Source organism: Spiroplasma endosymbiont of Dromius quadrimaculatus, assembly GCF_964031155.1.
In the GTDB taxonomy this organism is placed as follows: Bacteria; Bacillota_I; Bacilli_A; order Mycoplasmatales; family Nriv7; genus Nriv7.
The window spans coordinates 119,753-145,953 of record NZ_OZ035010.1 but is presented as its reverse complement, the minus strand read 5'-3'; the positions used below and the strand labels follow the sequence as shown (position 1 = coordinate 145,953).

30 protein-coding genes and 3 tRNA genes are annotated in these 26,201 nt (G+C 26.2%); 3 read left to right on the top strand and 30 right to left on the bottom strand.

What is annotated here, in order from left to right:
* Positions 1-7 precede the first annotated feature (7 nt).
* The 10 genes from AAHM88_RS00800 to AAHM88_RS00755 form a co-directional block, all read right to left on the bottom strand.
* Entirely contained in the window at positions 8-244 is a 237-nt protein-coding gene (locus tag AAHM88_RS00800; protein WP_342262922.1) for an acyl carrier protein, read from the bottom strand.
* Positions 245-261: 17 nt separating this feature from the next.
* The gene (gene proS, locus AAHM88_RS00795; protein ID WP_342262921.1) at positions 262-1,689 is read right to left on the bottom strand and encodes a proline--tRNA ligase; all 1,428 of its coding nucleotides are present in this window, start codon (positions 1,687-1,689) and stop codon (positions 262-264) included.
* Positions 1,682-2,377: an acetyltransferase gene (locus tag AAHM88_RS00790; protein ID WP_342262920.1), complete on the bottom strand. Its 696-nt coding sequence runs from the start codon at positions 2,375-2,377 to the stop codon at positions 1,682-1,684. The genes proS and AAHM88_RS00790 overlap by 8 nt, the downstream gene beginning before the upstream one ends.
* Before the next feature lie 15 nt (positions 2,378-2,392).
* Positions 2,393-3,913: a cardiolipin synthase gene (gene cls / locus AAHM88_RS00785; RefSeq protein ID WP_342189604.1), complete on the bottom strand. Its 1,521-nt coding sequence runs from the start codon at positions 3,911-3,913 to the stop codon at positions 2,393-2,395.
* Between the two features lie 130 nt (positions 3,914-4,043).
* Positions 4,044-4,133, bottom strand: a tRNA-Ser gene (locus AAHM88_RS00780).
* 67 nt (positions 4,134-4,200) lie between these two features.
* Entirely contained in the window at positions 4,201-4,788 is a 588-nt protein-coding gene (tsaB, locus tag AAHM88_RS00775; RefSeq protein ID WP_342262919.1) for a tRNA (adenosine(37)-N6)-threonylcarbamoyltransferase complex dimerization subunit type 1 TsaB, read from the bottom strand.
* Positions 4,788-5,537, bottom strand: coding sequence for a type III pantothenate kinase (locus tag AAHM88_RS00770; RefSeq protein WP_342262918.1), 750 nt, complete (start codon positions 5,535-5,537; stop codon positions 4,788-4,790). Before AAHM88_RS00770 ends, tsaB begins: the two co-directional genes overlap by 1 nt.
* Positions 5,538-5,552: 15 nt before the next feature.
* Positions 5,553-6,128, bottom strand: a complete 576-nt coding sequence (locus tag AAHM88_RS00765) for a hypothetical protein (protein ID WP_338967776.1) — start codon at positions 6,126-6,128, stop codon at positions 5,553-5,555.
* Positions 6,115-6,600 carry a tRNA (adenosine(37)-N6)-threonylcarbamoyltransferase complex ATPase subunit type 1 TsaE gene (gene tsaE / locus AAHM88_RS00760; protein ID WP_342262917.1) on the bottom strand — a complete coding sequence of 162 codons (486 nt, stop codon included), beginning with the start codon at positions 6,598-6,600 and terminating at the stop codon, positions 6,115-6,117. The genes AAHM88_RS00765 and tsaE overlap by 14 nt, the downstream gene beginning before the upstream one ends.
* Positions 6,601-7,542, bottom strand: a complete 942-nt coding sequence (locus AAHM88_RS00755) for a bifunctional oligoribonuclease/PAP phosphatase NrnA (RefSeq protein ID WP_342262916.1) — start codon at positions 7,540-7,542, stop codon at positions 6,601-6,603.
* 262 nt (positions 7,543-7,804) lie between these two features.
* Here AAHM88_RS00755 and AAHM88_RS00750 point away from each other — a divergent pair, with 262 nt between their 5' ends.
* From AAHM88_RS00750 to AAHM88_RS00740, 3 genes are all read left to right on the top strand, one after another.
* Entirely contained in the window at positions 7,805-8,119 is a 315-nt protein-coding gene (locus AAHM88_RS00750) for a hypothetical protein (RefSeq protein ID WP_342262915.1), read from the top strand.
* A gap of 68 nt (positions 8,120-8,187) precedes the next feature.
* Positions 8,188-9,180 (top strand): hypothetical protein, encoded by a 993-nt coding sequence (locus AAHM88_RS00745; protein WP_342262914.1) that lies wholly within the window; start codon positions 8,188-8,190, stop codon positions 9,178-9,180.
* 384 nt (positions 9,181-9,564) lie between these two features.
* A complete protein-coding gene (locus AAHM88_RS00740; protein WP_342262913.1) occupies positions 9,565-10,257 on the top strand; it encodes a hypothetical protein in 693 nt (230 codons plus the stop codon).
* Between the two features lie 58 nt (positions 10,258-10,315).
* Here the strand turns inward: AAHM88_RS00740 and AAHM88_RS00735 are convergent, their stop codons facing one another.
* The 20 genes from AAHM88_RS00735 to AAHM88_RS00640 form a co-directional block, all read right to left on the bottom strand.
* Positions 10,316-10,663: a hypothetical protein gene (locus tag AAHM88_RS00735; RefSeq protein ID WP_342262912.1), complete on the bottom strand. Its 348-nt coding sequence runs from the start codon at positions 10,661-10,663 to the stop codon at positions 10,316-10,318.
* A gap of 9 nt (positions 10,664-10,672) precedes the next feature.
* Positions 10,673-11,620 (bottom strand): hypothetical protein, encoded by a 948-nt coding sequence (locus tag AAHM88_RS00730; protein ID WP_342262911.1) that lies wholly within the window; start codon positions 11,618-11,620, stop codon positions 10,673-10,675.
* Positions 11,621-12,079, bottom strand: a complete 459-nt coding sequence (locus AAHM88_RS00725) for a hypothetical protein (protein ID WP_342262910.1) — start codon at positions 12,077-12,079, stop codon at positions 11,621-11,623.
* Positions 12,080-12,099: 20 nt separating this feature from the next.
* Positions 12,100-12,417 carry a hypothetical protein gene (locus AAHM88_RS00720; RefSeq protein WP_342262909.1) on the bottom strand — a complete coding sequence of 106 codons (318 nt, stop codon included), beginning with the start codon at positions 12,415-12,417 and terminating at the stop codon, positions 12,100-12,102.
* 51 nt (positions 12,418-12,468) lie between these two features.
* Positions 12,469-13,422, bottom strand: a complete 954-nt coding sequence (locus AAHM88_RS00715; RefSeq protein WP_342262908.1) for a hypothetical protein — start codon at positions 13,420-13,422, stop codon at positions 12,469-12,471.
* A 231-nt stretch (positions 13,423-13,653) separates the two neighbouring features.
* On the bottom strand, positions 13,654-15,303 hold the full coding sequence (locus AAHM88_RS00710; RefSeq protein WP_342262907.1) for an extracellular solute-binding protein: 1,650 nt from the start codon (positions 15,301-15,303) through the stop codon (positions 13,654-13,656).
* A gap of 26 nt (positions 15,304-15,329) precedes the next feature.
* The gene (locus AAHM88_RS00705) at positions 15,330-16,340 is read right to left on the bottom strand and encodes a carbohydrate ABC transporter permease (RefSeq protein ID WP_342262906.1); all 1,011 of its coding nucleotides are present in this window, start codon (positions 16,338-16,340) and stop codon (positions 15,330-15,332) included.
* A 12-nt stretch (positions 16,341-16,352) separates the two neighbouring features.
* Positions 16,353-17,321: a sugar ABC transporter permease gene (locus tag AAHM88_RS00700; RefSeq protein WP_342262905.1), complete on the bottom strand. Its 969-nt coding sequence runs from the start codon at positions 17,319-17,321 to the stop codon at positions 16,353-16,355.
* The gene (locus AAHM88_RS00695; protein ID WP_342262904.1) at positions 17,321-19,243 is read right to left on the bottom strand and encodes an ATP-binding cassette domain-containing protein; all 1,923 of its coding nucleotides are present in this window, start codon (positions 19,241-19,243) and stop codon (positions 17,321-17,323) included. Before AAHM88_RS00695 ends, AAHM88_RS00700 begins: the two co-directional genes overlap by 1 nt.
* Before the next feature lie 164 nt (positions 19,244-19,407).
* Entirely contained in the window at positions 19,408-19,788 is a 381-nt protein-coding gene (locus AAHM88_RS00690) for a hypothetical protein (RefSeq protein ID WP_342262903.1), read from the bottom strand.
* A gap of 59 nt (positions 19,789-19,847) precedes the next feature.
* Positions 19,848-20,261, bottom strand: a complete 414-nt coding sequence (locus AAHM88_RS00685) for a hypothetical protein (RefSeq protein ID WP_342262902.1) — start codon at positions 20,259-20,261, stop codon at positions 19,848-19,850.
* A gap of 157 nt (positions 20,262-20,418) precedes the next feature.
* Positions 20,419-20,829 carry a hypothetical protein gene (locus tag AAHM88_RS00680; RefSeq protein ID WP_342262901.1) on the bottom strand — a complete coding sequence of 137 codons (411 nt, stop codon included), beginning with the start codon at positions 20,827-20,829 and terminating at the stop codon, positions 20,419-20,421.
* A 223-nt stretch (positions 20,830-21,052) separates the two neighbouring features.
* A complete protein-coding gene (hpf, locus tag AAHM88_RS00675; protein WP_342262900.1) occupies positions 21,053-21,415 on the bottom strand; it encodes a ribosome hibernation-promoting factor, HPF/YfiA family in 363 nt (120 codons plus the stop codon).
* Between the two features lie 261 nt (positions 21,416-21,676).
* The gene (locus AAHM88_RS00670; RefSeq protein WP_342262899.1) at positions 21,677-22,033 is read right to left on the bottom strand and encodes a hypothetical protein; all 357 of its coding nucleotides are present in this window, start codon (positions 22,031-22,033) and stop codon (positions 21,677-21,679) included.
* 30 nt (positions 22,034-22,063) lie between these two features.
* On the bottom strand, positions 22,064-23,113 hold the full coding sequence (locus tag AAHM88_RS00665) for a YitT family protein (RefSeq protein WP_342262898.1): 1,050 nt from the start codon (positions 23,111-23,113) through the stop codon (positions 22,064-22,066).
* 148 nt (positions 23,114-23,261) lie between these two features.
* Positions 23,262-23,337 (bottom strand) — tRNA-Ala (locus AAHM88_RS00660).
* 5 nt (positions 23,338-23,342) lie between these two features.
* Positions 23,343-23,419, bottom strand: a tRNA-Ile gene (locus AAHM88_RS00655).
* A 39-nt stretch (positions 23,420-23,458) separates the two neighbouring features.
* A complete protein-coding gene (gene rpsI, locus AAHM88_RS00650) occupies positions 23,459-23,860 on the bottom strand; it encodes a 30S ribosomal protein S9 (protein ID WP_342262897.1) in 402 nt (133 codons plus the stop codon).
* Positions 23,861-23,868: 8 nt separating this feature from the next.
* Complete coding sequence (gene rplM / locus AAHM88_RS00645) at positions 23,869-24,315, bottom strand: 50S ribosomal protein L13 (protein ID WP_338982140.1); 447 nt, start codon at positions 24,313-24,315, stop codon at positions 23,869-23,871.
* Positions 24,316-24,623: 308 nt separating this feature from the next.
* Positions 24,624-26,009: an Mbov_0401 family ICE element transposase-like protein gene (locus tag AAHM88_RS00640; RefSeq protein ID WP_342262896.1), complete on the bottom strand. Its 1,386-nt coding sequence runs from the start codon at positions 26,007-26,009 to the stop codon at positions 24,624-24,626.
* Positions 26,010-26,201 lie beyond the last annotated feature (192 nt).

The following is a 26,201-nucleotide window of genomic DNA, read 5'->3' as shown; positions in this document are numbered from 1 at the left end:
GCCCTTTTTAACTATTACTATTTACTACTTCTTCAATAATAATTATTAAATCCTGAACAGTATTAATATCACTTAACTTATTATCAGGAATCCGAAATTTATATTCTTCTTCTGCTAAAATAATTAAATCCATCAATTCTAAAGAGTCCAAACCTAAATTACGGAAATTAGTTTCTAATGATATTTTTACTTTGATACCCTTTTTTTCTTTCAATAATTTAGCAATTTCAACTAATCAATTCATTAAATTCTTCCTCCTTTTTAATATGCCCGCGCAAAGTAAAAATGACCTTTTGCTCTTTGATTACATTTAAAACATTTAGAATTTTCTTCAACCTGCTTTTCTAAATCTTGACAACGACTAACAGTACTAGTTAACTGTTTAATTTCTGCTTCACACTCAATACGATTACAAAATCAAGCACCAAAAAACCCTGTTTTTGTTTTCAATTGTTGTTCATATTCATCAAAACTATTAACAACAAATACTTGCGCTTCTAACCGCTTTAACGACCTTGCATATAAATCATTTTGCATTTGTTCCATATTAGTTTTTAAATATGATTCCACATCATTAATCTTAACCATCAATTTTGTTTTTGTGTCTCTGCGCACAATTAATACTTCATCAGTTTCTAATTCCCGAATCCCAATTTCAATGCGAAAACAAACTCCTTGAATTTCACTATTACTTAACTTATAACCCAATGACTTTAAAGAATTATCAATAACAACACGATATTTAGTTTTTAATTGTTGATAAATCCTATTAACTTGTTTTCTTACTTGCTCATCATCTTGAATGGGAATTATTCCTACTTGAATTGGTGCTACCATTGGTGGTAATACTAATCCCCTATTATCACTATGAGACATAATTAAAGCCCCAATAACTCTTGTTGACATCCCTCACGAATTTTGATAACCATATTCTTCTTTATTGTTAGCATTAGTAAACTTAATATCAAAATTTTTAGAAAAATTTTGGGCAAAATAATGACTAGTTGCTGATTGTAATGCTTGCCCATCTAACATTAATGCTTCTAAACTATATGTATCAGCAGCACCAGCAAACTTTTCGTGAAGACTTTTTTTACCATTAAGAACAGCAATAGCTAAAACTTCTTTAAAAAATTTAACATATAAATTCATCATTTCTACCGTTCAATCTTGGGCTTCTTCCATATTATTATGAACACTATGACCTTCTTGCCACAAAAATTCTGTTGTTCTTAAAAAAGGTCTTGTTGTTTTTTCTCAACGAATAACATTCGCTCATTGATTATATTTTAATGGTAAGTCCTTATAACTAGAAATATTTTTTGAAAAATATGTCCCAAACAAAACTTCAGAAGTTGGTCTAATAACTAACGGTTCATCTAAATTTTTATCACCAACTTTGGTAACAATAGCACATTCAGGGGCAAAACCTTGAATATGTTCTTTCTCTTGATTTAATAAACTCTCAGGAATTAATAAAGGCATATAAACATCTTGAATTTCAACTTCTAAAAATCTGATTTCTAAATTTTTCACAATATTTTTTCAAATTGCATAACCATGCGGTTTTAAAATTGGTGCTCCTTTAACTACTCCATAATCAATTAGATTACCATTTACAATCAAATCAGTATATCATTGACTAAAATTTTCCTCCAACGATGTAATTTTATTAAGATTTTTATTCATTAACTTTTAACTCCTTTCCTTTAATTTCTTCAATAATACCTTTATCACCATAAAATATTTTAATATCAATTTGTTGATGAGAAACATATTGTTGTAATCTTTTGTATATTTCTATATCTTTAATTAAAATTGCTCTAATAGCATTAACACTAATTGGTTCATTAATGATAACTCGTTGCAAATTATTATTAAACTCTCAATCTTTTTTAGTATTTTCATATAATTTCACTAAATCAATATAAAAAATTGCCACCGTAGTTAAATCAATCTTATTTTCTAAGCATCAACTTCAAAACTGATGACGACTACTAGTAGATAATTCTAATTCAAGATGATCATCTTTTTCTAAATATGTTCAAACAATATACTTTTCATTTTCTTTAAGTTTCTTAGATTTTACCGGTTTAATTCCTTGCTCCAAAATATAAAAAATATTAGCAATGGAACTATAAAAATAAAAATGATCAACCTTTTGTAATAATAATTGCTTAATAATTCTTTTAGTAGCATTTCGGGTTCATCCAAAATGAATATCAACTTTATTAACTGTTTGAACACTTTTTGAAAATAAATGTTTAAAAAAACCTCGTCTTTCTTTAACTTCCGGTTTTTTTTCTAAACTTACAGGAGAATCTTGTTTTTCTAACTGCTTAGCAATTTTTTTATTAATTTTTTTCGTTTTGTGCATTATTATTTTCCTTTCCTAAAATAAGGGATCAAAAATTTTAACAATTGGCAAAATCATTATCCGATAAAATCAATTTTTTTTCTTTAACGGCGATGTCGTTAAAAGAATACTTCTTTCAATATCTCATAAATAATTCTTTTCTAGTTGCTTATTAGCATCACCATAAAGAATAACAATAGTTTGATGATCGTGATAAAGACTACGAAAATCTAAATTAGTTGATCCAATAATGACTAAATTATCATCAATTAATGCTGTTTTTGAATGATTAAAAATCTTACTCATTTCATAAATTTTTATCCCCGAATTAAATAATTCATCATAATATGAACGACTAATATCAAGAATAAAAAATTTATCAGTTTTTCCTGGCATTAATAATCGCACATCAACACCTGACTTAGCAGCATTTTTTAATGCCGTCACAATATCATCAGTTGGGATAAAATACGGCGTCGATAACCAAATACGACTTTTAGCACTAGAAATAACTTTAACATAAATATCCTTTTGAATCGTTTCATAAGTATTGGGACCATCATCAATAACCTGAACAATATTACTAGTTTTACCATCATATGGTTCATTTTTTAATAATTTCTTATCAAACACTAACGACTCGCCAGTTGTAAAATATCAATCCTGTAAAAATATTAACTCTAAACTACGAACAGCACTACCTTGCAAACGAACTTGACTATCGCGTCAAAAGCCATATTTAGAACTTAAATGACAATAAGCATCACCAACATTAATGCCTCCCGTATAACCAATTTTGCCATCAATAATAACATCTTTACGATGATTACGATAATTATTACGACCACTAATAAAAGGTAAATTTATCGGTGAAAATCTTTTTAAATGAACACCAGCTCGCTTCAATTTCTGAATTGTATCATGATAAACCGTAAAAAAACTTCCAGCATGATCATAAATTAAGCGAATATTAACACCTTGATAAGTTTTTTTAATTAATAACTGTGTCAAATATTTTAAAACTTCACCATCATCTAAAATAAAATAATTAATATGAATATAATTTTCAGCACTTTCTAAGTCTTTAAATAACAACGAAAACTTTTCAATTCCATTAGTTATTAAATCAACTTTCGTATGATTATATAGTGGTCTTTGTGATATATTAGTAGTCAAATGTAAAATACTTCGTTCTTCTTTAATTTGATTTTTTAAAAAGTTATTCGTGTAATTAAAATCCTCTTTAGCATAAAAATCTTGATATTTTTTTAAATAAAACTTTTGTGCTTTAGTATAACGATAAGTTCGACCAAAAATAATAAAGATTATAATACCAACAATTGGTAATGCATACACAGCAATAATTCAAGAAATTTTTGTTCGTGCTGGTCGATTGGAAACAAAAATAATTAATGCTGTTAAAGTTCCAAATGAAATTGTTACGACACCAATAATTCATAATCAATCAATATATTTAGCAATAATAAAAATACAAGTCACCAATAAAAGTACTAAAAGAACAAAAGTAATTGCTAAACGCATTTTTTTATTTAACATTAATTTAATTCCACCTTATAAATAAAATATTGTTTTTTAAATATGTATTAATTTTATCTTAATATCACAAAAAAACAACTTTACATATTGTAAAGTTGTTAACAACAAATATCAAATTATTTAAAATTAATGGCGGAGCAGACGAGATTCGAACTCGCGCGCCAATTGCTTGACCTAACTCCTTAGCAGGGAGCCCTCTTAACCACTTGAGTACTGCTCCATAGTGATTAACACACATAAGTAATTATATCTAAAATTTAAAAAAATAACATCCAAAATTTTTATTTTTATTCATAATGCTTTTTAAGTTGTAATTCCTTTAAATATAATGGTTCTAAATCATCAACATTAGTTACTTTTTTACATAAATGTTTAATTTGTAAAAAATTTTCTACTACATCAACCCGATGATAATCTTCAATTAACTTAAAATTTTTTCATTCTTTTTTCAATAAAAATAAATTATTTCTTGTAACCACTTGTTCCAAAACCATCGGATGAAAATTATCATAAACCGCAACAAAAAATTGATCAGTTTTAGCATTAATAACACTAATCGCCTGCTTGTTACCAACTTGCAATAATAAACTATTCGTAACAAAAACTTGCAAGGTCTCATTAACAGCTTTCATTGTTTTCGCAATTGTAATCCCCACCCGAATTCCAGTATAACTTCCCGGACCAACAGTTAAATATAAACTATCAATATCAAATCAACTTAATTTATGATTAGTTAACATTTCATCTATTAAAACTGTTGCCTTCTCAGTGTGTTTTTGATGATTTCAAATTTGTAAACTATCTAATAAACCACGATCATCTTGTAAAATAATTACTAAATATCCATTTGTTGTATCTAAAAATAATGTTTTCATTATTCTTCACCTTCATTTAATGTTCATAAAATATTTAAACCAGTAAAAATTAAATCATTAATAAATTGATAATCTTGCAAAATATTTTTAACAAAAAAATAATTACCACCTAATATTATTACTACTGAATCTTTTAATTGTTTTTGATAAGTTTCCACAATACCTTTAATTGCCATCGCATGACCATAAATAATACCAACGCTTAAACAATCTTTAGTATTCTTAGCAATCATTTCTGGTGGCAAAAATCAAGGATCTTTTTTCAATAAAGCTGCTTTTTCAATTAAAGCTTCACCACTTGTTAGTAATCCTGGCAATATTGCACCACCAATAAACGAATTATCTTTAATACACGAAATTGTTGTTGCTGTCCCCATATCAATAATAATTATATTACGATTTGGATAAACACTAACAGCTCCTACCGCTGCTGCTATTAAATCAGCACCCAAAGTAATAACATCATCTAAAACAAATTTTAAATTTGTTTTTAACACACTATCAACAAGTAAATAATTCCAACAATATTTTTCAACTAATAATTCAATTACCGAATTAAATTGCGGTTTAACACTACTAACAATACATCGTTGAATTTTTAATAAAAATGGTTCAAGAACTTCTTCCATACAAGATAATAATTTATCAACATTAATATTACTAGATAATTGCTCATAAAATACTTTTTGATTTTCTTGATAAACACCTAAATGAATTAAACTATTACCAATATCAACTAATAACTTCATAAATATCCTCCTTTGCTAACCTATTTTATTAATAACCTTAACAATTGGTAAAATAATTAAAGTTGTAATCATAAGTTCTGGTAAATAATTTGTTGCTAATGCTAATCAACTAATATATTGCAACACATTAAGATCAGGAAAAAACGCATCTCCTAAAAAATAAATCATTGCTAAAGTTGTAAAAGAATTAGTACTAATAACAAAAAATGATCAAATGATAATTGTTAATCAATAACGAAATTTAGAACGCAATACTAGAAATTGTAATATAATCCCTGAAACAATACCAACTAATAATCTTGGTACAATACTAAATAATGGATTTTGAAAAACTACTGCCAAAGGTCCACCCATCACAAATGATGCTAAAAAAGAACTTAATCCTAATAATAATCCTGAGATAACACCAACAATAAATGGGTTCCACTTTAAAATTTTAATTCAAATAATACTAATAATCATTACCACACAAGGAACTAAAGTAATACTAATAACACTAATTTGAATATAACCTAGAAATGGCGTAAAAGTAAATAATAGTAGTAAGGCTACACTAAGAGCTAAATAACTAATTGCCTTAACATTTAACATTTAAATCATTGTCCTGTAAAAATTTAATTACTTGCGTTGCAAGAAGACCCTTACCACTCAAATTAATTACTCTGGTAGTATCATCAATTATCTTCCATTGTAAGATTAACGCATTATTAAAATCAATAATTTGTAAAACGTTTTCATATCATTCAATAATATTTAAATTATTATTAAATGCCTCTTCATACATTTCTAAATCTTCATCATTATTTAAACGATAAGCATCCATATGAATTAATTTAAATGATTGTTTTGGAATTACATACTCATTCATAATAACAAATGTTGGCGAATTAACTACCGCTGAAATTTGCAAGGCATTTGCTAAATATCTTGTAAATGTTGTTTTCCCAGCCGCCAATGCTCCTTGCAACAAAATAAAACCCGGCTGCTTAGCATATTTAGCAATAATAGCTCCCAATGCTTCTGTTTGTGCCTCATTATGAGTTATAAACTGCAAATTCACCACTTATTTTGGTTCTCCTCTACTAATCACTTCATCTAAATCACTAATAATATTTTTAACATCATTAAAATCATTAATTCGTGCTCCCGCAGCAAAATTATGACCACCACCATTATATTTGCTAGCAACAGTATTAACAAAAAATTTATTTGATCGTAGTTCAACACGAATATTATGATTTTCATCCTCACAAAAAAATACTCAAATTGGTTTATTTTTAACATTAGCTAATAGATTGACCTTACTAGCAACAGTATTATGATTAATGCCTAATTTCTTTAATGTTTTGTTATCAAATACTAAATATAAAACTCCCTTCTTTGAAGTTTGATAATTTTCATAAACAAAACTCATAAATTTTAAATCTTCTTCACTAATTTGATACATTTCACGATATAATTGATCTAAATCAAACCCTTTTATTAATAAAAAACTAGCAAGACTAAATGTTCTGGCATTAGTTCGTGAATAAAGAAAACGACCACTATCTGTTACCATTCCATGATAAATAATTCTTGCTGCTAACGGCGTAACTTTTAAATTACATTCCTTAACTCATAAAGCAATCATTTCACTAGCTGAACCAAATTGTTCATCAACTCAAATAATATCACCATAAGGTTCAACATTGGGATGATGGTCAATCTTAATAATAGTTTTTGCTAATTTATATCGGTCATCATCAACTCGTGCTAAATTACCACAATCACCAATAATAACTAAACTATCTTTAAAATCATCATCACGCACTGTATCCATAGTCCCAATAAAGTTTAAATAATCACTATTCGTTCCCGCTGCTAGGACAATCTTATCACGTCAATTAGTTTTAATTATTTCTTTTAAACCTAACTGCACACCATAAGCATCACCATCAGGAATAATATGACGAAGCAATATAATTCGGTTATGTTCCTTAATTAACTGCAAAATCTTATCTTTCATATTTTTACCTTCCTAAAATTCCTTATTAAGGTAATTTTATAACAAATTCTCTTAATTTTAAAATAATAAATAATTTTACTAAATTTATTATTTTTAATAAATAATTTTAACATATTTTAATAAAATTAATTTAAGAATGATTTTATTAAAAAAATTGACATAATTTAATAAAATCATTGACTACTTAATTTTTATATTTCATAATGTAATTATTAAAAAATTTAAAAATAAATCCATAATTTATTTATAGTGAGGTGTAAAAATGTATAAACCATTACAAATAGCAATAATGTTCTTATTTTCTTTTTCAACACCGTTATTACTTGCAAGTTGTAGTGGCAACAACATTAGTAATAAAATTGACCAAGAAACTGATGATCCAAATAAAAATGATTTAATTAGTAAAATTAAAGATAGCATTAATAACAAATTTCAAGATTTTAATGACAAAAATAATAATGTTTTTATCGCTGAAAAATTACATATCAGTGACACAAATGTTCAAAAAATAATGAATCAATTAGTAAACGAAAAAAAACTAACGCCAACATTATTTTACCCACAAGCAACGATTTAAGTAAACAATTATTAAATAAAATTGATCAAGATTATATTCAACCATTAAATAAAAATATTAAAGAAAATATGGTTCATTTTAAGAACATTCAAACACCATTAACAATTGATAAAGAAATCACTATTTTTAATGTTAGTGATGTTTCTGCTAATAAAATGTTTAATATTATCAGTCAATTACGAAATCAATCAAAAATATCACAATCAGAATCAGAAAATGATTTTTATATTTACAAATTAAATTTAGATTTAAACTTAAAAATCAAAATGCAAAAAACTAATATTAGCCACACATCTAAATTAGATATTTACTTAACAAAAAATTTGGAAAGATATGAAGACCAACAAAGTCAATTAACTATCGCTTTAAAAAATCATCTTAACCAAAGTAAATTTGATTTAAATAATTTAAAATTAACCTTTGAAAATATTAATAGTAAAAAAGATTTACAAAAAAAAATAATGGAACAAATCAATAAAAATAATGAAAATGAACTAAAAATTAGAACTAGTGAATTAAAAAATGAAAAGTTACCAATATTAGATATTAAAGATAATGCTACTTTTAAAAAACTATTAAGCATTAATTCCGCATCTGATTTAAAAGATGAACTATATAAATTATTACTTCAACAAGAAGATTTTGAAATCTTAAATCCAAATCTAACCGCTAAACAAATTAAAAGTCCAAAACCTGATACAACAATTATTTTAGGAAAATTTGACTTTGTTATTTCCAAAGCCTCATATGCCGGTTTTCCCCTTAATGAAATTAACTTAGAAAAAATGAAATTAACTTCAATCAACACAACTTTTAATAACAAATTTGGCGAGATGACAACAATATTAATAGCATACTTTAAATATTGAAAAGTTATTAAAGAACAAAAAGCATTTGAAATTCCTACAGAAATATGAGACAAATTCGCTGATAATAATAAGATTCAATCTAACAATGAAGTCAAAACAATTTTTGATGAAGCAATGACAAATTACCTTAATAAATTAAAAGATAATGAAGATACTAATGACAATTTAGAAGGACGCATAAAGTTTTGTTAGGTAGGAAAAGGTTTAAATAATTTTGAAAGAAAAGCAACTAAAAATTGATTACCTTTTTATTTAAAAAATAAGTAATAAAACAAAATATTTAATATTAACAAACATAATCTTAATAAAAGGTTATAAAACCTAAGTAAAATGCTTACAAAAACAATATTAAAATAATTTTTTACAACAAAAATCGTACATAGGATATATATACTTAATTTGAATATTGAAATAATTTATAGTAAATGATTATTTTTTCTTTTTTAAAAAATACCTAAGAAAACTAAATGCGACCATTTAGAATTACTTAATACAATAAAACTAGATATCACAGGCGATGAAACATCATCTGATAATACTACTTATCAGTCCATTTTAAAAAATGCTTCAACTAACTTGCAAATTAGTTATTTTAAATTTATTATTAGTGATGAAGAACCATTAATTTATCAAATTAAAAACTACGATGCTAAAATGAAACCACGCGACAAACAATTAGAACAAAAAATTAAAGAGTTTTTAAAAAAAGACTACGACTGAAATTTTGATATTGACACCACATTAGAACAAGTAGAACTAACCTTAAAAAGAAAATTGCAAGAAACCCTAAGCAACGAATATAATCGGATTAATACTTTAGAATTAATTGATAAAGAGAAAACTACTCTTAAAGAATATATAAAAACTAAAGATAACCACACAAATTTTCTTTTAAAAATTAAAGTTGGTAATTTGCAAGAAAATACAACCCTAACCCTTAAATTAATAAACATTAAACAATCAGACCAAGTTGTCTTCACAGAAATTAAAAATTTTTTAAAACAAGAATTTGATTTAGATGTTAAATTTAACAATAGTATTGTTGAAACTTTAGAAAAGTTAAATCAAAAAATTCAAGATAAATTTAAAAATGAAAAAATTAAAATTACTCTTACTAAAAAGACAAATCTTAAATGAAATGATTTCATTAATGATCGAAATTATTTTGGAGTAAGTTCTACTGACAAAAAAGGTTATTTTATGGTAAATATTCAAGTTGGTAATATTCAAGAAGCTAACTTTAAAATTACAATAATAAATATTAAATAAATAAGAAAATGGTTTACTTTAATTTAAAGTAAACCATTTTTATTTCTATCAATTTTTACTAAATAAAATATAATTGCAAATCATCATTCATATAATACAAATTATTATTACTATCAATAAACAGTGAATCCATTGCTATGTTTAAATCTTTAAAAATTAATTTTCCTATTGCATCTTTTTTACCAAAATATAATTTATTACTACTTCCATAATATCAATCATTATTATTATCAAACATAATCAAAAATACATCTTGATTATCCAATACTTTTTTAACTTCTTTTCCTTCTTTAAGATAATAAACGCCTGATTGCCTTCCCATATATAAATTATCATTTTTATCAAGAGCAACAGAAAGAATAATATCAATATTATTTAGCAACTGCAATAACATTCAATAAATCATTATCCCAACTTAGGTAATATTTCGAAAATAAACTTTTATGACCAATGACTTATTGCCAACTGTAAAATAAATATTTTGTCAATTATTAGCATTTTTTAAATTTTTATCCCCAATTTCTTTATCTTTGCTACCTATATCCAAATCTTTAATTCGATAAAACTCATTACCAAAAGCATTTTTTAACCTTTCTTTTACTTTCTCAAGAACATCTTTTCATTTTTTATGAGAACTCATTCCTCTTAAATTAAAATAAGTATTTTCATTATCATTATAATATTGTAAAAATTTTACTACTTTATTAAAAAGATAGTCATCAGACATTTTTATATTTTTAAAAAAAATCTTTACATTATAAACTAATTTATTACCAACATTAAAGGAAATATATTTTGCACTGTAAAACGAATCATCACCTATTTTCATATTTTTGTCATTAATATCAAGATTTTTAATTCGATTAAAATCAATATCAAAATCTAATTGCAAACTATCTTTTAATTTATTAAGAGCATCTTTTCATGTCATATCCACAGTTATTCCATCTAAATGAAATGCTTTTCTTTGAAATTGTTCTAAATATCTTTTCACATTATAAGCTAAATGGTCATCAACCATTTTAATATTTTTAAAATAAACTCTTGTTCCCTCAAAATCCTCATCACCAATGTAAAAAGCAACCCGTTGTCAAAGTTTATCTTTACTTATTCATGCATCACCTTCTATTTGAGGAACAAAATTACCAATACCAATTTTATCTGTAAGCAAAGCACCACCACCTTTCATAGCTAATTTTACTTCTTTATGAAAACCGATTTCTAAAAATAACTTGTTTTCAAATTTATCAAAAAGATCATTTCATGTCTTAGCGGAACTCATTCCATCTAAATCAAAAGGATTATTCTCATTAAATTGTTCTAAATATGCTCGCACTTTATTAACTAATTTCTCAATTGACAACTAAATATTTATTAAATCAAGATTGACAATGAGATTTTCCAATAAATTAATACCCATTATTTCAATCGCCAAGGAAATTTTACCATTAACAATATTATTTTCACCAAGCGTTGGTTTCAGTAACGACTTATCTTTTATTTCCATTACAATCGTATTAAAATACTTCGCACCAATATTTTCCTTTAATTTTTTACTTAAAGTTGCTTCAACTTCTGCTATTTTTGTATTAGAATTAAAATTTCAGTCATAAGCTTTCTCAAAAAATTTCTTAATTAAACTTGTTATACCATTTTCTCAATTCAAAATATTATTTGGTTCAATTATTTCATCATCTATTGTTAATATTTTAGATGATATTGCTTCATAAATTGAAATAAATTCTGCAATCTTATGATAAATTTTTTCAGCATCCATTGGTCATATTTTACTAGTAAGAACATCACTTTGAATTGATTGCAATAAATCAATGCGATCTCTAACTAATCGCCATTGATCAATAACAAGTTTTTTTCTTGATTATTTTTTCTTAATAATTTTATAATTTCTAATTCTTTTTTTTCAATATCATTTTTAAGCAAAGTCAATTTTTCTAGTAACTGGGTTGCACTTAAATCTTTAAGTAAAGCAACTTTTGATATCGTATTTAATCGGTTTTGAATTAAACCATTTAATGAAGAAATTTGGATTTCAATACTAATGCTATTCATCCTCAAAGGATGATAATTAATATTAGTTATTTTAGAACTAACTGAAAAAGCAATTATTAGAGCACAAAAACACTCAAAGATTTTTATCATTTTAAATAAACCTTTCACTTTAATAAATATTAATTTAATAACATTATGATATTATTTGTCATTAATTGTTTTATTTAAAAAATCTTGTTGATTTGTTTGTTTTTTATCAATAATTTTATCAATGTCAATAAGTAAGTTTTTTACTTTTTCAAATTTTTCTGTTTCATTTTTAGTTTCTAAAATTTTCTCTTTTACAACTCCTAATGCCTCAATTTGACCATTTAAAATATCAAGTTGTTCAATCATTAACGCTTGGGTATCTGCTGTTACTATTTGACTATCTATTAAAACCCTAATAGTATCCTCACAGTCAGCAAGTTGCAAAGAAATTTTTTGATTCATAGCATCAATATCCGCATCTACTTCTTGAAGTTTTATGACAATAATTTTATCTTGAATAGAAATTAGCGAATTAGAATAGTTATTATATACTGTAATTTGATTTTTAATAATTTTAATTCTAATGGCATTTTGCACATCACTTAAATTATTATTAGAATCAACATATTTATTTTGCAATTGTTTAATTCACACATTACGAGATTCAATGTCTTGACTAAGTCGCGAATAAATTCTTCAATAATCAACATGCGTAAAATTAATAGCAAAATCACTAAGTTCAAGTTGTAACAATTCTAATGCTTCATTAGCAGTATTTAATTTATCAATTTGTTCTTTAATAAATTCAATATCTTCCTTTGCAATCCCATTCAAATGTTTTTTAATTTTATCTTCAAGAATTTTAATTGTTTTAGCAACAAGATTATATTTAACAATTCGTTCAGCAACAATATTTTTTTCATTTTTCATAATCTTTAATTGGGTTTGAATATTCTTTTCAATCATTCCTGAATACAATTGAATTTGCCTTTTATCACGTTCACTATCATTTGCATAATTTTTATTTACTAACTTATTAGTAATATTACTAATATTTAACGCCGGTGTTATTGAAATTGATATTGCTGCTAATAAAGCTACTAATCCTTGTTTTGAATTGTTCATTTTTTACCATCCTTATATATTTTTATTAATTACTAACTTAATAAAATACTAGATTAATATAAAATAATAAATAGTTTAAGCCTATAACCCCCTTAATTAATAACCTTAATTTTATTAATAGCATACAGAAATTTACTAGAATGATATTTTACTATATTTCAATTTAAAAAAATGTAACTAAATATATTTAGTTACATTTTTAAAATATTTTAATAAAAAATATCTAAAACCTTATTGTTCAATAATAAATTCATGAATCCCATCATCTTTGGTTTGCCTTTTAAGAATATTTAAAAATTCTTTCTCAGTTAATGGTCTTTCAGGATATGATGCATTTAATAAATCTTGATAAAAAATATTTAATGACTTTAATACCGTTTGACGAAATATTGCACCTCATTGTGTTAATGGTGGCGAGGCGGTTGTTATTTTCTTGGCATTCATCAATTCTCATACTTGTGCAATAACCTGTAAATAAGATTCTGATGGAGCATCATGTAATTTTTGACCATAAGAAGAACCAGTTTCATAGGAAGCTTTATTAATTGGCAAATATCCTGAATCAAAAGCATAAACTTCATTAGCTTCTTGTGATGTTACATATTTAATAAATGCTTCGGAAATTTTATCTTTAATCGGATCATTCATTTTAAACATCGCAATTCCTGGACCTTGTTGAATAGCATACTTACCACCTGTAGAAAATGGTAACGGTAACGCTCAAATATCCTCAGGTTTAAGGCGTTTTTTCTGTAACAAAAACTGAACTCCTGATGTTGAACCAATACCGACTAAAGCTTTAGATTGATTAAACAAGGTACTAGCAAATGTCCCTTGTGGTGATGTTGCTGTTGGTACTTTAACATGCAATCCTGTATTGCGCTTAATATCATTAGACGTACGATTAGCTAAATCTTTTAACTTTTGAAGACCGCTTAAATGTTTCTGCAATATTTCAAAAGACTTTCCTTTTAAGTTTAAAACAAATTCACCACTACTATTTTCACGATAAAGAAATTCATTAGATTTTGTTTCAGAATTTAATGCCTCATTATTAGCATATTGCGCATATAATCCATTAGGCAAATCATCCATCGCTACTGCATACACTTCATTAAGATTCTTTAAATTAGCTAAATTTTTTAATAAATGACTAGTTACTTGCACTAAACTAAGATAACTACTTCAAGTAATAATTCCCGCTTTCATTGTTTCCAAAGAATTTCACTCTTTTAAAACATTAAGTTGGTCTTGAAATTTACTTCAATCAATACTTTTATTAACTTTTCATTGTCTATTCATTCCTTGATAATTACTTAAATTATCGCCCAGTGGTAATAACAAATTTGCTTGCGGAGTTAAACCCTCAATTTTAGCAAATACTTCTAACAATAATTTCTTATTAATAAACATTAAATCTAATGACTTTCCAATCGGAACTGTATATTGTTTACCCTTATACATTGTTTCTTGTCAATAAGAATCAATAATGCTTGGTTTATCAATACAAGGACTAAGATCGGGAATCTTAACATCAACTAACTGTTCTTGTAAAGTTTTAGAGTATTTAACAACCTCATCAGCATAACTAGTAAACAAATTAGGTAACTTTCTCACACCATAATAACCAGCATTAACTTCCTTCTCAACACCATTATTTTGCACAAATTTTAAAATTATTTTGCGATGATCAAATTCCGAGTTATTAGCATTGACAGCATTAAAATTATTAATAACCTTTTCTAAAGCATTTCATTGAAATTGACCTTTTTTAAAATAAGTTGTCATAATGACATTTCGTTCCGGATGACTACAAGCCAAAGTTGTTAAAATTGCACCTAATCAAATTGTTGCTGTTAGCATTACCTTAATTTTTTTCATTAATTGTTATTCCTTCCTATTAATTCCTAGCCCTTAGTTCCACTACTATCTTTTGTAATACTATTAATAATACGTTTCTTAGTAAGTAAATATAAAACAATCATTGGCAAAATAGAAATAACAGCAGATGCCATTTTTAAATGTTGTGGATCTCTTAGCGTACTTGGATTATTAGGTCCTGGTTCTGTTACTTGAATTAATTCTCATAATAACATTGGTAAAGTTACTCATTTTGAATCAGCATCTAAAACTGTTACGGGTCATAATACTGCATTCCAACTAGCAATAAAAGATATTAATCCCGCTGTTCATAATACTGGTTGAACTAATGGCAACGCTACTTTTCAAAAAAATTTAAAAGTTGATAACCCATCAACCTTACTAGCACTAACAATTGATTTCGGAATCCCTTCAAATGCTTGGCGTAACATAAAAATTGTAAAAGCCGAAGCAATAAATGGAATTACTAATGCTTCTAAGGTATTATCTCATACAATCCGTAACATTAGCAAATACTGCCCAATCATAATCGCTTCCCCAGGAATCATTAATGTTGATAACAACAAAATAAATATTGCTTCGCGAAACTTTGTCCGATAATGCGCTAAAGCAAATCCCGCTAAAGCACAAATAAATAATTTCAATATTGTGGAAAGAAATGCTACTAAAAACGAATTAAATAAATACTTGCCAACATTAATTTGTGAATTTTCTAAAAGATATGTATACCACTTAAAAGTTCAAATTTCAGGTCATAATCCTTGTGGTTTTGTTGGATCTAAATCAGCATCAGTTTTAAATGAAGTAATAATCATTCAGTAAAATGGAAAAACAACAATAATAGCCATAACTAATAAAAATAAGAAGCGAATTGCAATGCTAATTCATTTTTCTCAACCTTTATTTCCCGCCATTTGTTGTGTAAAATTGATTTTACGCACAATAGTTTGACGACTGACTCAAGTTTTAAATCATAAACCAATTTTATTGCAACGCATCTTTAACAATTTATTAATTTTCTTGCCCAAATTATTCATCAATAAAATCTCCTAACTATATTTTCTTGATAATTGTTTACTAATAATTCGCGTTACAATTGTAATTAATAAAATAATTATCATTAAGATTATTGAAGCTGCCGCAGCTTCATTGTAACTAGCATTCATTCGGCGTTGAAAAATTCAAAAAACAACTGTTTGAATCTGATAAGTAGATGCTTGAATATAATTAGCATATAATCCTAAAGGAAATATTTTAAACGAATCAATTAATCCAATAGTAAATAAGTAAATTAACATCGGAATAACTAAAGGTACTGTCACTTTAAATAACTGCTTACTTTTACGCATCTCATCAATAGCAGCAGCTTGATAATATTGATTATTTATTTTTAATAACGCTGTTGTTAACATAATGATATTAAAAGGTAATGATTTTCATATTCCATAAATAATTAAAACTCAAATCGCATAATTAGCATCATTTAATCAAGGTCGTTTTTCCAAACCAAAAAGCGCAAATAAAGTATTCATCACTCCTTCAGGACTAAAAATAAAAGCAAAAGTCATAGCAACAGCCATCGCACTAGTAACATATGGCAAAAAGAAAATACCTTGCAAAAAATTAAAAATTCGTTTTGACATAATGCTAGTTAATGACTTAGCAACTATTAATGAAATAATTAATGATAAAGGTACAACTGCTGTTGAATAAATTAAAGAATTTTTTAAAGCAATTTGAAATTCACGATTTTTTCATACTAATTCAAAATGCTTTCATGAAAATTTAAAAGCAATTTCCGGACCACCATTAACAGCTGTTCTAGCAACAATAAAAATTGCATAAAACATAAATATTCCTAATAATGCTAATGCTGGTGTTAATCAAATTAATGAAATAAGAGTACTATCGCGTTTTTGAGCACTATTAGGTTTTTTGTAATATCGCTTTAAATAATTAAAAAAATTTTGGGAATATTTTGTTTGTAAAGATTTTTCAATCGGTTTTTTACTAGCCATTAAATAACCTCCACTGTTAATTCAGTTTCTGGATCAAATAAAAAAATCGTCTTTTTAACAAAATTAATTTTTACCTTTTCACCGTGTTCATAAAACTTATCTTCATCCATATCATAAACTGCTTTAACATATTCATTATTTTTAATCTTAATAGTGACAAAAGCACTCCGACCTAATTCTTCAAACAAAGAAATTTCACCAATTAAAGGTTCTTTATTAACAAACTTAGTATTTAAGGCATCACTATTTAATTTTAAATCTTCAGGGCGAATCCCAATAGTAATATAACCAGATTTAGCTTTTATGGCTTTACCAATCTTAATTTCATCAATTCAAATATTATGTTGCTTATCAATTACGCCATTAAAAAAGTTCATTGCCGGATTACCAATAAATTGTGCAACAAATTTATTAACTGGTTGATTATAAACTTCATGTGGTGTTCCAACTTGTTGTAATACCCCTTGCTTCATAATATAAATATAATCAGATATTGACATTGCTTCTTCTTGATCATGAGTTACAAAAATTGCTGTCATTTGTGATTTTTGTTGAAAACGCCGAATTCACTCTCTTGTTGTTACTCGTAACTTGGCATCTAAATTAGATAACGGTTCATCTAACAATAAAATATCTGGAGCTTTAACAATGGCTCTTGCAATTGCTACTCTTTGCTGTTGACCACCAGATAAATTACCTGGTCGTTTCTTTAATTGATTAGTAATTTCTACTTGCTGAGCAACAAGATTAACACTCTTATTAACTTCTTTTCTAAATGAAGTTAATTGTTGTTTTAATGCTTGTAGTTCAGTATTTAACTGCTCAGCAGTTTTCATTGTTATTAATGCGGGTGACAACTGATAATATTCATTAGCAATTGCTGTTAACTTTATTAACATCTCATCATAAGCTGCTAATAAATTATTACCAATTTTCTTTTGATACTTATCAAGTCCCTTTTGTTCTTCTTTATCTCATAATTGCCGATGTTTCTTAAAAAAACTCACATACTTACTATGACTCAAACTATATTGTAAAGCATGATCTTTTTTTTGTTGTTGTTTAAAATTTTTAACTAATTCATTATATGCTTTTTGATGATCTTTCATTACTATTTTTAAAGCATTTAACTTGCTTTTAGCAGGATTTAAATAATTATATTTCATTTGCAGTAAAAACTTATTAATTGCAAAATCAATTTCCCGAGTTTTAAAATTCTTATTTGTTGCTTTAAAACTACTTAAATTATTATTAATAGTTATTTTTAACTGTGAAATATTACGATAAATTAAATTTAAAAAATCACAATATTTAATATGAACCGCTAATCTTGACTGATCATATCACTGACTATGAATCCGATTACGAAATGTTTCTAAATGCTTTTCATTATAAATTATTGCTGCTTCACGCTTATGAAATTTAAAAATACCTGCTAAATAATCAGCAATCATTTCATTAACTAACTTATCATAAGTTTCTAAATACTCCGAAAGTAATTTTGCAATCTGATCTTTAAATCCTTGTTTTTCAACATTTAAACCACTATCTTGCAAATCTTTAATTAATAACCGAATATTAGTATTACTGTTTCTAACAGTGCGTTTAAATTTTTTATCTTGATATAAAGGCAAAGCAATATTTTTAAAAACATTTAAATGCGGATATAAAGCATAATTTTGGAATATTAAACCAATATTACGATTTTGTGGTGACCGTTTGGTTACATCTTTGCCATTAAAAATAATTTGTCCCTGACTAACTTGTAATAATCCCGCAATCGCATAAAGCGTTGTTGATTTTCCACAACCAGACGGTCCTAACAAAGTAACTAATTGTCCTGTTTTCACATGCATATTAAAATTATTGACCGCTAATGTTTCACCATAATCAATACTAATATTTTTTAAAATAACACCCATTTAAAACTCCCTGAAATATTAATTTCCATAAGCAATTATATTAGAAAACACCAATTTTTAAAAGGATTTATAAAATTATTTTTAAAAAGAAAAATACACTTACATTTGTAAATGTATTTCAAAATTAATATGGTTAAGATTTAAATATTACTAACGACTAAAATCTAACTTGTTACTTTTTTAATAAAATTATATTTAACGGTTTTGGATGCTGTTCCTTTTCCTTCTAATGCCTTAATAGTAATATCGACAGTGGCAGTAGTACCTGTTACATCAATTTCACCAGGATCAACAAAATCAATCTGCGAAATCGCTTCATCAACTCTTAATCCTAACTTAGTCACTATATCATATACAATTAGACCAGTCAAGTCATGCGAAACTCACCATTTCTCATCGACATCTTTTATTTCCACAGTATCTGGTAACGCATTAATACGAGCATCAATACTTTTTAAACTACAAGATACGGTCGGTATTACTGTCATCAATGTCATGGGGGTTAATGTTAAGGTTGCTAAAAATGATATAAAACTTTTTTTCATATTTAATTCTCCTTTGCATGTATTGTTATATAAGTTATATTACTGGGAAATCACTAATTTTACAAGATATTAGTTAAAAAGAATTGCTTATCTGCTTTCATTGTAAAAATATATTTAACTTCTTTTTTTGCTTTCCCTTTATTTGGCATTGCTCGCACAGTAATCGTTAACTCCACAACATTATGGGATGTATCAAACGGAGAACTTTCATCAAAGTTTAAATTAGCTTTGGCTTCATTTAAATCCATTCCAAGTTTTTCTATCAAATCCATAACAGCATATAATTGCAAACCAAAAGAATTTCACTTGGCCGGAGGAATATCTTTTATTTCCACAATATCAGATAAACTACTAATCCGACTATCTAAACTTCCTGACTGTTTCATCTCAGTATTGCTACAACTTACTAATGGCATCACAATAATTAGTGGTGTTAATGTCAAACTTGCTAAAAACTGTATAAGTCACTTCATAAATAATTAATCCCTCTTTCCAAGTTTTGTTATATAAACATTTTACTAACAAATATTAGTTTTTCAAGGAATTTAATTAATAAATAATTTTTATAAAAAAAATACACTTACAACTGTAAGTGTATTTTCTTAACACTTTTTCTAAATTACGATATTACTATCCTGTTTGAGTAACTTTAATTGTAAATTCTTTTGAAAATGTTCCATCAGCAGCATCTTTTGCTTTTACACTAAATTTAACTTCAGCACTTTTAGTTGGTCCGGGAGCTGCTGGAAGTGCTCCAACTAATGCTGCCTCAACCGCTTTAGCGTTCTCATCCGCAGCTTTAACTTTCGTATCAACTTTTTTCTGAATCTCTGCAAGAATAGTGGTATCTTTTCATCCTGCTGCGTCAGCAACTGCAAAAGCATCAGCATCAGCAGCATCATCAAACTTAATCGCATCAATTGCTTTATCAGTAACTGTAGTTGCTGCGGCTTTTTTTGTGCCACAACCAATAATTGGTAATGCTACGATAGCAGGAAGTCCTGCTAAAGCTGTTATTAATCTTAATCCTGATAATTTCATATTTAATTCTCCCTTTTCATTTATTTTACTATATATGTTATTTTACTTTGAAATTTTATTTTTACAATAACTTCTTTGGTTATTTTATACAAAATAAACATTTAATTTCCAAATACTAATTTATTAAATTAACCCATCACCTCCACTAAGAGTTAAATCTATGGGTTAATTATAGCAATAAATTTTTAAAATAAAAGATATTTTATCTAATTTAATAATGGCATTAGATATCCTCATCTAATGTTAAATCAACCGGAAATTCTACTTTCGTAAATTTTTCTTTACCCCGTGGAATTCAACGGTCCTTCATTCTTCGTAATTGTTCTTCTAACTTATGACGCACCTCATCAATGGCAACATATAAATCAATATGCTGACCTTCAGCTTGTAAATGATTACTCTTTCCTTTTAAATCAAGAACAACACGAACTCGACTTAAATTTTCTTTATAAGTTCTTACTTCAACATGAATGGTATCATCAAGATTAATAATTTTATATTTACTAATTTTTTCTAAACTATTAATAATGCGTTCACGAATCGCCTCAGTTACTTCAATATTTTTACCACGAATAACGAATTGCATTTATAAACCTCCTTATTTATATTATATTATTTTTTTATTAAAAAATATCTAAATCTTATTTTTTATTGCATTTAGTAAAAAAATAATATAAGTATAAACCAAAACTAACAAAATAAAGAATATAACCTAAAAACGGTAGAAAATAAACTACTTGTAAATTAATAGCGTGGAAAATATAAACATAATTTCAACCACTAATTTCACGATTTTTTTGAACAATAAATAAAATTAACAAAATAAAACCAATTAAAACGATAATTGTTAAAAAAGATATTGTAGAAATAATGCGCTTTTTTTGGAAACCCCTTTCATCATATAAAAAATCCCAGCTAAACTATAAACAATAATATTAATTATTAGCACAATTAAAGCTAAAAACTCTGGTGATGTCATTAATCTTTGAAAAAAAAGACTATTACCAGAAGTAAAAAATACCATTGCTAATAACGATGTTAAATTATTTCTTAAAACAAATTCTCGTTTATCATTATGAATAATAGTTTCCTTTTCCGTTAAAATAACAATTGGTAATGAAAAAATTATTAAAATAATCGCAATTGCCATCGTAATAAATTTCCAATCAACTATTTTTAAAAATCTTAGAAAACCTTGCTTCATTGGTCAACTCCTTGGTTAGCATTTTGAATATTAATTAAACCTTTGAATATTAAAGGTACCATAAACCATCGTCACGGGAATAACAACAATAAACGCTTTATTATCAATTCTTGTTACATTATATTTAACTTTTTTATATTCTATTAAAGAAATTGTCGCAAAAATTGTTCCCGAAACTTTACCACTCTTAATATCACTAGAACTAATTAAAGTAGTATCATGAGGATATTCATGAGTTTTAAAATATTCACAAACATCTAATGGTAATTTTGTAAAAATCATTACATTAATTAATTTAAATTTTGGATAAATAAAATTAGTAACAACAGTACTAATCGTTGCAAAAATAATTGATACATATAAAGTAAAATTTTTAAAAAAAGCATAAATTAAATTATCTTCATTTTTTTGCACAAAATATTTAATTAAAATTGCTAAAACAATAATTGCATAATTCATATATTTTTGAAATTTACCAACACCTTGTTTTTTTCACACTGCTAAATAAGCAGCTAAAAAATCTGAACCACCAGAACTACCACCAGCAATAAAAGCAATTGCGATAGCAAAACCTCAAATAATTGAACCAATAAAAGCATAAATAAAAGCCGCTAAAGTCATCACTGCTTTTCCCGTATCAGTATCCTTAGGTAAAATTAATTCTTCCATAATTTTTAATTGATCTAAAATCGGAATTGCTCGTAAAATAAAGTTTCATGCTGTTTGCATTAACATAAAAAATAAAGTATAAACAGTAAAATATCGGCCAACTTTAAAATATCCAAAAATTACAAAAGGAATATTTAACATTAAAACAACAATGTAAAACCACATCGCTTGTTCTTTAGGTGATGAAAAAATTGAATAAACAATAATTTGCGATATCCCACTAAAACCACCATTGTAAAAACCTACGGGATTAATAAAATAATTAAAAGTTAAAGTTAATAGTAATGCTGCTAATGTTAGCAATAACAAACTTCTCATAATGCGAGTAAATTTAGTATTATGAATTTTTTGAAAAAATAATTTCACTTGCTTGGAAAAACTAGGCTTTTTAAACTTTACTCTTTTTTTCATTACAACAAGTCTCCCAAATACATTACATCTAGTAATAAAACAATTTTAACAATAAATAAATTGTTGTAAATGATTTTAACAAAAAAAACTTAATTTTATTTATTATTCAAACAATAAAATTAAGTTTAAGTCATTAATGAAATTAAAATGGTGGACCCGAACGGGATTGAACCGCCGACCCCCTGCGTGCAAGGCAGGTGCTCTCCCAGCTGAGCTACGGGCCCATCAATGGTGGGACTAAGTGGACTTGAACCACCGACCTCACGCTTATCAAGCGTGCGCTCTAACCAACTGAGCTATAGTCCCAATTAAAGCATATATTTGAGATATATGCTAAAATATAAATTATCTTTTTGAAAATTGGTTTCCTGCTCGGGGACCTTTTAATCCATACTTATCTCTTTCTTTAATTCGTGAATCACGAGTTATTAAACCTTTTTGTCTTAACTTCATCCGATAATCTGGTGAAAATTTTAATAATGCTCTTGCAATACCTAATCTCGTAGCTCCAGCTTGACCGCTAAAACCACCACCATTAACTTTAACATTAATATCAAAACTTTCTTTCATATCCGTTTCTAACAATGGCTGTTCTAACTCTTGGATTAATGTTGCATAAGGAAAAAAAATAAGTGCCGGTTTATTATTAATAGTAATATTCCCTTTTCCTGAAGTTAATACTACTTGCGCTACTGATGTTTTTCTTCTACCCGTACCACGATAAATAATTTCTTTTTTTATTTTCATTAATTCGATTAACTCCCTTCTTCTTGTAATACTAATAGTTTTGGCATTTGAGCACTATGGGGGTGCTTTTCACTATCATAAACAAATAAATTTTTAGCTTGTTTTCTTCCCAAACTAGTATGGGGTAACATTCCTTTAATAGTTCTTTCAACCATCTCAATTGGATACTTATCTTGCATTACCTTAGCTGTTCGCACTCTCATACCACCAACAAAACCAGAGTGATTATAATATTTTTTATTATTCAGCTTATTACCACTTAATATTACTTTATGAGCATTAATAATAATAATATTATCACCACAATCAACATGGCTGGTAAATGTTGGTTTATGTTTACCTCTTAAAATACTTGCTACTTTTGTTGCTAAGCGTCCTAAAATTAAACCGCTGGCATCAATAATGTATCATGTTTTTTTCACATCTTGTGAATTAATCATTGTCGTTTGTCGCATTTATATCTCTCCCTTTGCATTTGCTCTTGTACCGAAGCTATAATGCATAAAAGCAATAAAATTATATAACAAATGTTTCGCTAATGCAATGAAAATAATAATTTGGTCGCGTTTAGTTTTCTTAGGTATTGCTTTGAAGAAGTAAAACAATCAGCTAATTATATTATTTAATTACTAAACTAATCCTGCCTTTCTTGTTATTGTCATTTTTATTCATTAGCATTTTATCATATTATTGAATTTTTACACAATAAAAATTGTTAATTATTATTAAATTTTAACTAAATATATTAATTTTATATTTTTACTTACTTAAATCTATTATATTTATTTGTTACAGCATTACCTTTATAATTAATTCAACTATCATCATTTTTATTATTATATTTATTTCATAATGAATTTTTATATATTTCTTTTCTGATTTCTATTTCTGAATTAATATTTTCATTAATATAATGTAATACATTTAATTTGTTTAAATTTGCCATTCTTAAATGTAATAGGTTATTTAAATTCTTATGATTATATATTTTTGCTCCATATCCTAATTGTTGTTTCACTAAATGTGATACATCACTTTCAATGCTACAGCCGATATTTCATTCTAAATTTTGGTTATGAATACCTTGCTTATTATTACTGAAATAATTACTCGCCTTTCTTAAATTTGTTTTAATATCTTTATTTAATTCATTTTTAGCAACATTCCGAATACTTTTTACTAATTCTTGATGATTTCCATTTTTATATAATTCAATTCAACTATTTAGTGTTACTTTACGATTTTCAAAAACAATATTAAATGCAGTTTGTTTTAATTTTTTAATAGCGTGATAACCATCTAAAATATATCTAACATTACCGAAACTATTGGCAATTTCTCTAATTCAAGTATCACCATCACCACAAACAATTATTTTGTCATAATTAATATTAACATAATGTTTTTGCAATTCTTTAATTAATAAATCACGATAATCCATCGTATTTATTCGTTTACCAACTTTTAACATTAGAAAATTACCTCGTTTATTTTCTAATGCTCTACGAGCATTTTTGTATTTTTTTTCTTTATGTCCGGTATGAAAAGTAACTAAACGAATTCTTTGGTCTTGTTGTTTAACTTTATGATCTAATGTCGCTAAAAATGTCTCATCTAGCTGAATATATAAATCCTTATTTTTGACATCAATTCTAGTTTTAGTTTCTTTTTCTGCTAGTTGAAAATATTCGGCAATATCGTATTTATTTAAAATATTTGAAATACTACCTTTTGAAATATAACAATGATTTAGAGCATCTAAAACATCGCGATACCGTTTACCATCACCTAGAAGACTTAAAACTTTAAATTGGACATCAAAATAAATGCGTTGTTTGGGCAATAAACCAATTTCTTTATCTAATAAACATACATATTCAAATTTACCTGATTTTTGATTTCAATATTTATATCGGCGTCGTTTAAAAATAACTTCACCAAAAATTGTAATAATTGTTCTTGTTGCAAAATGAACTACTTTATAACCTTGTTTTAAGCGATAATGATATTTATATAAGTACTCATCTAATTTTTCATATGCGTTGGCTAATTGTTCACATTTATTGGTGTACATATTTTTATGAGTTGCAAATAAACTGAATCAATGCTTGTTTTCTAAGGTTTTTACATTATTATTAATTTCTAACATAAAAAAATCACCTTTCTTGGTGTAGAGTAATTTTAACAAAGTTTAATTTAATTGCTTCAATCTACAATTTCCAGTTATTATCATAGTATTGTAAGAAGTCTATTTATAGTAAAAGTAGAATTTTTTTGTTTGACGGTATATAATGAAACTGCAAAGTGAATAGATTCCAGACTAAGATTTGGAAAAAGCATG